We start from the raw sequence: 6,379 nt of genomic DNA, 5'->3' as shown, positions 1-6,379 counted from the left end.
AAATGCCTATCCATGGTAATGCCCCGCTCGATTGCATACTACATCTTCTTTGCATCTACCGCAGGCCCGGGACCATGTCAAAACCCACTTTACTGCAAAACCTCTGCTTTGCGGGCCTCTGCCACAGTAAAATTAACTAAGATGAACGCAATCAGCGCGGGACCGCTGATGTGACGTCGGTCAGTTACATTAAGGTTGCGAAGTAGGTGGCCATCAAAAGGGCAAACCCGACCATCAAAACCGAAAGGAACCGATCCGCGTTCAGACCGAAAAACAAGGACAAGCCCCGGTATCCATCGTGAATGTGTTTCATCACAAACGCCTCCGCAATCCAGCAATTCAATAGGTCAAGCCTAGGCTTTGAATTGGGCGGAAATACGGCGTTTAGAGCCTACATTCGCTTCAATTGATGCGAAATATGCGCCTATGGGCAGAGAAAATCGTTCATTAGGGCGAAAACCATCAACGATCCCATCAGCATGATGCCGACAGTCATCATGACGTTCAGCGTCTTGTCCGAGGGTGGTTTGCCACGCACAGCTTCATAGGCATAGAACACCAAATGCCCCCCGTCGAGGACCGGGATGGGAAACAGGTTTAGCAGGCCAACGGCGGTCGATAGCACGGCGATGAACCAGATAAACTCACTGGCCCCCATCGCAGCGGTATCCGCCGCAGCCCCCGCGATGCCGACAGGACCCGATAGGTTACAGGTCGAGATCTGAGCCGTTATAATATGATAAAGTGCGGACAAAGATGAATTGACGATAAACCACGTCTGTTCCGCCCCATATTTGATCGCGCTCAGGGGACCCATCGTCTCGGTTTCTGGCTCAAAGAACAGACCGCCAGAGATACCGATCAACCAACGCGTTTCAAAGCCGCCCTCAGCCAAAGGCAGATCTACACGACGAGGACTAAGTGTGACGTCAAGCGTCTCCCCTGCCCGCCAGACTTCAAGGTTCAAGGGGGCACCATCTGAGGCCGCCACGACCTCACGCAATTGACCAAAGGCATGGATCGCCTTGCCGTCTACGGATTTGATGACATCGCCTTTCAACAGGCCCGCGTCCACAGCGGCTGAACGGGGCTGGACAGCATCGATGACCGACACCAACGGGAAAGTCGCTTCAACCTGCATCGCCGAGCCATTTCGCGTGATATCGTAGGTGACATTGGTGGCTGGGGTCAGTTCCGAGGCCGTGACTAGCACGTCCTCCATCGTGTCTACTGAGACCCCGTCTATCGCTGTTATCGTATCACCGGGTTGCAGTGTCGACCAATCCGCGGGCAACGGCTTGAGCAGACCGACCACCGGATCATCAGTTGCACGGCCCGCGATGCCAACAAACACAGCGAAAATAGCAATCGACATGATGAAGTTGAACACTGGACCGGCAGCCACCGTTGCCGCACGGGCCGCCAAGGGCGCGCCGGGCATGGTGCTGCGCCGTTCTGCGTCAGACATCGTGTCTACCGTACCGTCGCCACCAACAGAGGCCGCGTTCGCGTCCCCTTTGAATTTAACGTAACCGCCAAAGGGCAGCGCCGCGATCTGCCACACTGTCCCGCGTTTGTCCGGTCGCGACCAAATTACCGGACCAAAGCCGATTGAAAACACCTCAGCATGAATGCCGCACCAGCGCCCAACGATGTAATGCCCATATTCATGGATCGCGACGATCACAGACAATGCGACAACAAAGGCAAGAAGGGTCCATACAAGACCCCCGAACTGGGGCAGCAAACTAAAATCCAAAAGGTGTTCCTTTGTTTAGTCGGTGTGTGCGCCAGCCAGTTGCGCAGCAATTTCAACGGCACATGTCCTGCTTAGGTGGTCCACCGCGAGGATGTTATCAAGTGACACTGTGGCACTATCAAGACCTTCACGGGCCTGCGTCTGTTCTAACGTACGCTCTACCACCTCAGTCATGGTCAGAAAACCGATCTGCCCAGCGATGAACGCATCAAGCGCGGTTTCTTTGGCAGCGTTGAAACATGCGCCCGCTAGTCCGCGCAGATGCATAACTTCGCGTGCTAAACGCAATGCAGGCCAGCGTTTTTCACACGCCGGACGGAATTCGAGGGTCGCGATCTGCGCGAGATCCAGACGCGCCACCGGCAGGTGTTTGCGATCCGGCCAATGCAAGGCGTAGCCAATGGCGTGCCGCATATCGGGCGGACCGATGTGCGCCATCAGCGCGCCATCCCGGAAGCCAACCAGCGCATGAACAAGGCTTTGAGGATGAACCACGGCCTCAATCTGCTCTGGCGTCACATCAAAGAACTCTCTCGTTTCAATGAGTTCCAGGGCTTTGTTAAACATGGACGCGCTATCGATGGTGATGCGCTGCCCCATATCCCAGTTGGGATGCGCACAAGCGTCGGCAAGCGTGGCGGCGCCAAGCTGTTCTAGCGGCCAGTCACGTAGAGCCCCGCCTGACGCGGTGATGACAATCCGCTCCACATCCTCGATGTTCTCACCGACAAGGCCTTGGAAAACCGCCGAGTGCTCTGAATCCACCGGCAAAATGCGAGCGCCGTGACGCTTGGCCTCAGCCATGAGATGCGGGCCAGCGGTGACAAGGCTTTCTTTGTTCGCAAGGGCAAGCGTGGCGCCATGGCGCAACGCGCGCAGCCCCGGGACCAGCCCTGCGGCACCCACAATTGCGGACATGATCCAATCCGCTGGACGATCTGCGGCCTCTGCAATGGCTTCTGGCCCTGCTGCGGCTTCAACCCCTGACCCTTCAAGCGCATCGCGCAATTCGTCATACTTTTCTGGATAGGCCGTTACTGCAACTTTGGCCTGTAACGCCTTGGCGTCCTTGGCAAGCTGCGCGATATTCCCGCCGCCGGTCAACGCGACAACATCATAGGCATCTCGGTCGCGGGCGATCAAATCAAGCGTGTTCTGACCAATCGAACCCGTCGCCCCAAAGACAGAAACGCGCTTCATGCGGGCACCGGAGGGAATTCAGCCACGCTCTCGATGACAAATAGCAAAACGGCGGCACCCAACATTGCGTCAAAGCGATCAAATAGTCCGCCATGCCCTGGCAACAGATTAGAGCTGTCTTTTACACCCATCTTTCGTTTGACCGCTGATTCAGCGATGTCTCCCATCTGGGCCATCATCGCCAAAGCAATCGATATGCCAATCAGATCAATCCCAGCGGTCGTCACGCCCATTACTGCCCAACCGACAAATCCCGCTGCAACCCAGCCTGCCACGGTGCCTGACCATGTTTTCTTGGGGGATACAGTGGGCCAAAACTTGGGCCCACCCAGTAGGCGCCCAGCAAAATAACCTGCGATATCAGAGGCTACTACGACGCCGATCAACCATAACATCCAGATTAAGCCAAAATTAGTAAGGTGCTGCGTGAGCCCAAGCCCCGCGAACAATATCGCAAGCGCAAAGGTCATAAAGATGCGCCGATGCAGGTGTAACGCTGCGATCCCCGCCATTGGCACCGCCAATAACAACGGCAGCGCGAGGCCGAGTGGCAAGGCATAGGCTGCCGCCAACGCCCCGGTGCTCAGCCCCCCCAACGCCAGAGCGCGTTTTTGGTCGGCGCCGATCATACGCGCTAGCTCCCACACCATGATCCCGCAGACCACGGCGATAAGTGCTGCAAACCAAGGGCCCGCTGCCCACACCGCAGCACCACCAATCACAAGCAACACCAGCGCCGTCGCGATCCGAGGCATCAAATCCGCGAAATTGGTCACCCTGTTGCTCCGCCAAACCGGCGCGAACGGGTCCCAAAGCGCTGCAAAACGTCTTCAAAAATGGAACGCGTAAAGTCAGGCCAAAGAGTGTCGATAAACTCGTATTCTGCATAGGCCGATTGCCACAAAAGGAAGTTGGAAATCCGTGCCTCACCACTGGTGCGGATGACCAGATCGGGGTCAGGCAAAACGTGTGTATCCAGATAGCGCGGCAAGGTTTCATCCGTGATTTCATCGGGGTTTAGCGCCCCAGTTTGCACATCCTGCGCCAAGCGCTTCGTGGCCCGTGCGACCTCATCCCTGCCGCCATAGTTCAGCGCGATGGTCAGATGAACCAGCGTGTTGTCCTTGGTCAGTTCCTCAAGCATGTCCATCAGGCTCACGAGTTTGTCGTCAAGGCGCACGCGATCACCGATAAACCGAACCCGAGTGCCCTTTTGCAAAAGGTTATTCGCCTCACGCTCAATATAACGACGAAACAACATCATCAAACCGGATACTTCGGCCTGTGTCCGCTTCCAGTTTTCGGTCGAAAAGGCAAACACGGTCAGGTATTCCACCCCGTTATCTGGGCAGGCTTCCACGATTTCACGCACACGACGCGCTCCGGCGCGGTGCCCCAACAGCCGAGGGCGATTGCGCTTTTCCGCCCATCGGCCATTGCCGTCCATGATAACCGCGACATGACGCGGGCCTGTTCGGGGCGCATCGGGCTGAGGCGCGGCAGAAGTAACGGTTTTTTCCATGAAAACGGTCTTTTTATATCAACGTGAGGCGGCGAAAGGGCCTGCGCCCTAACGGCGCTCCGGCCCGTTTCGTGGATTTTAAACTTGCATGATCTCGGCTTGTTTCGTTTCAAGCAGCGCATCGACCCTTTTAATGTAGTCGTTGGTCATTTCCTGCACTTCTTCTTCCCAAAGCTTTTGGTCGTCCTCGGACATACCGTCGGCTTTGGCTTTCTTGATCTGATCCATCCCGTCCCGCCGCACATTGCGGACGGACACGCGCGCGTTCTCAGCGTAGCTGCCTGCGACCTTGGTCAGCTCGCGGCGGCGTTCTTCGTTCAGTTCTGGGATGGGCAACATAATGATGGTGCCGTTAAGTTGAGGATTGATCCCCAAGCCGCTCTCTCGAATGGCTTTTTCAACTTTTCCGACCAAGCCTTTGTCCCAGACGTTAATCGTGACCATGCGTGGCTCTGGTACGTTGACCGTGCCAACTTGGTTGATCGGTGTGGGCGATCCGTAGGCGTCCACCATCACCGGCTCCAACATCGAGGCCGAGGCCCGCCCGGTCCGCAACGACGCGAATTCAACACGCAAGTTTGCGATCGCACCATCCATACGGCGGTTCAGGTCGTCGGTGTCGAGCAAAAAATCATCTGACATGACTGCTTCCTTTTTTGTCCCGGAACAGCCCCGGGGTCGTTTTGCGCATGTATAGCGTTAACAACGCAGGATCGACAATGGCGTTGTGCTGGCAGAAAGGGTGCAAGTCGTCAGGATGCCTTTATTTTCTATTAGGGATTTTCTTGTAGACCCTTCTGAAGAAATTCCACGTGAGTCTTCTTTATGTCGCCAACGCCGACGAATGCCCTTTATCTCGGCCGCCATGCGCCATTGTCTCAGACTGCGTTTCCCCAAACGCTTCGTGGTTCCTGTCCCGCGATACCTGTGCTCCTAGCAGGTATCGCGGGGACGGGAGTTTCTCAGCTAGATGCTGGATTAGCCCCTAAATCTCATATTTTTTCCTATTCTTTGACACCTGATCACAAGCCGGTAGCGGCTGAGCCTGCTCGGGCCCTGTCTGCTTGGATCAAAATGCCGTCGTCGCAACAAGGGCACGATGCGCTTGTGACGCAAACGACATGCGGCGACGTTTTTGCCGAAAGCGGGGCAATAAATACCCTCCAACACAGCGCAGAGGTGACAATCACCCCCACCGACCCAGCGGCTTTTATGGCGCGTTTCGCCCACAACCAACTGTCTGCTGGCGATCGTCCACAATGCTTTTGCACCGGCACGTTCATTCACACGCCGCGGGGCCCCCTCCCGGTTGAGGATATTCGCGTGGGCTATCCCGTTCAGACGCTGGATTACGGGGTGCAACCGGTTCGGTGGATCGGGACGACGCTTCACAGTGAACCCCGCGCCCATGCCCCGATCGAAATCGCGGCGGGCGCACTGGGGCGCGGCTTTCCCTCTGTGACATTGCGGGTATCGCCCCACCATCGGCTTTGCCTACGGTCATCCATCGCACAGCGCATGTTTGGACAGCCTGAGATATTGCTCGCAGCGCGGTTTCTGCTTGATGCCCCGGGCGTGCGTCAACTCGACGGCGAAATCCCGGTCAGGTATTGGCATATCGCGACTGCGCGTCATGCACTTGTCAGTGCCAATGGGACATGGGCCGAGACGCTGTTTCCCGGCCTACAGGTTCCGACAGGGATGGATGCCTCAGATGTGTCACAGCTAGAGGTTGTGTTTGATCAAAAGCTAGCCCAGGGCAAAGATGAAGCGGCGGAAGCCAAACCACCCGTGCGCCCGATCCTGCGCGGGGCGGCACAGCGGGCTTTTGTCGCGCGCCACCTCAAACAGCGGCGCGCCTTTGTCATGCAGCAACTCGACGCCGGTGACGACGAACC

The 6,379-nt window shown here is 56.8% G+C and carries 7 protein-coding genes; 1 reads left to right on the top strand and 6 read right to left on the bottom strand.

Going from position 1 to position 6,379, the window contains the following annotated elements:
• Positions 1-184: 184 nt before the first annotated feature.
• The 6 genes from AC4GMC_RS16655 to frr all read right to left on the bottom strand — a co-directional run bounded on the left by AC4GMC_RS16655 (position 185) and on the right by frr (position 5,123).
• Positions 185-313, bottom strand: coding sequence for a hypothetical protein (locus tag AC4GMC_RS16655; RefSeq protein WP_487877602.1), 129 nt, complete (start codon positions 311-313; stop codon positions 185-187).
• 111 nt (positions 314-424) lie between these two features.
• Positions 425-1,759 (bottom strand): RIP metalloprotease RseP, encoded by a 1,335-nt coding sequence (rseP, locus tag AC4GMC_RS16650; RefSeq protein WP_487877601.1) that lies wholly within the window; start codon positions 1,757-1,759, stop codon positions 425-427.
• A gap of 15 nt (positions 1,760-1,774) precedes the next feature.
• A complete protein-coding gene (dxr, locus tag AC4GMC_RS16645; protein WP_487878330.1) occupies positions 1,775-2,959 on the bottom strand; it encodes a 1-deoxy-D-xylulose-5-phosphate reductoisomerase in 1,185 nt (394 codons plus the stop codon).
• Positions 2,956-3,735: a phosphatidate cytidylyltransferase gene (locus AC4GMC_RS16640; protein WP_487878329.1), complete on the bottom strand. Its 780-nt coding sequence runs from the start codon at positions 3,733-3,735 to the stop codon at positions 2,956-2,958. Before AC4GMC_RS16640 ends, dxr begins: the two co-directional genes overlap by 4 nt.
• A complete protein-coding gene (uppS, locus tag AC4GMC_RS16635) occupies positions 3,732-4,481 on the bottom strand; it encodes a polyprenyl diphosphate synthase (RefSeq protein ID WP_487878328.1) in 750 nt (249 codons plus the stop codon). Before uppS ends, AC4GMC_RS16640 begins: the two co-directional genes overlap by 4 nt.
• Positions 4,482-4,559: 78 nt before the next feature.
• The gene (gene frr / locus AC4GMC_RS16630) at positions 4,560-5,123 is read right to left on the bottom strand and encodes a ribosome recycling factor (RefSeq protein ID WP_269081452.1); all 564 of its coding nucleotides are present in this window, start codon (positions 5,121-5,123) and stop codon (positions 4,560-4,562) included.
• Between the two features lie 465 nt (positions 5,124-5,588).
• On the opposite strand from frr, the gene AC4GMC_RS16625 reads away from it, so the two are divergent.
• Positions 5,589-6,379: Hint domain-containing protein (locus tag AC4GMC_RS16625; protein WP_488089313.1), on the top strand; the 791-nt coding region annotated here is incomplete at its 3' end.

The sequence above is a fragment of the Thalassobacter sp. genome, from assembly GCF_982993085.1.
This window is presented reverse-complemented; position numbering and strand designations above follow the sequence as displayed.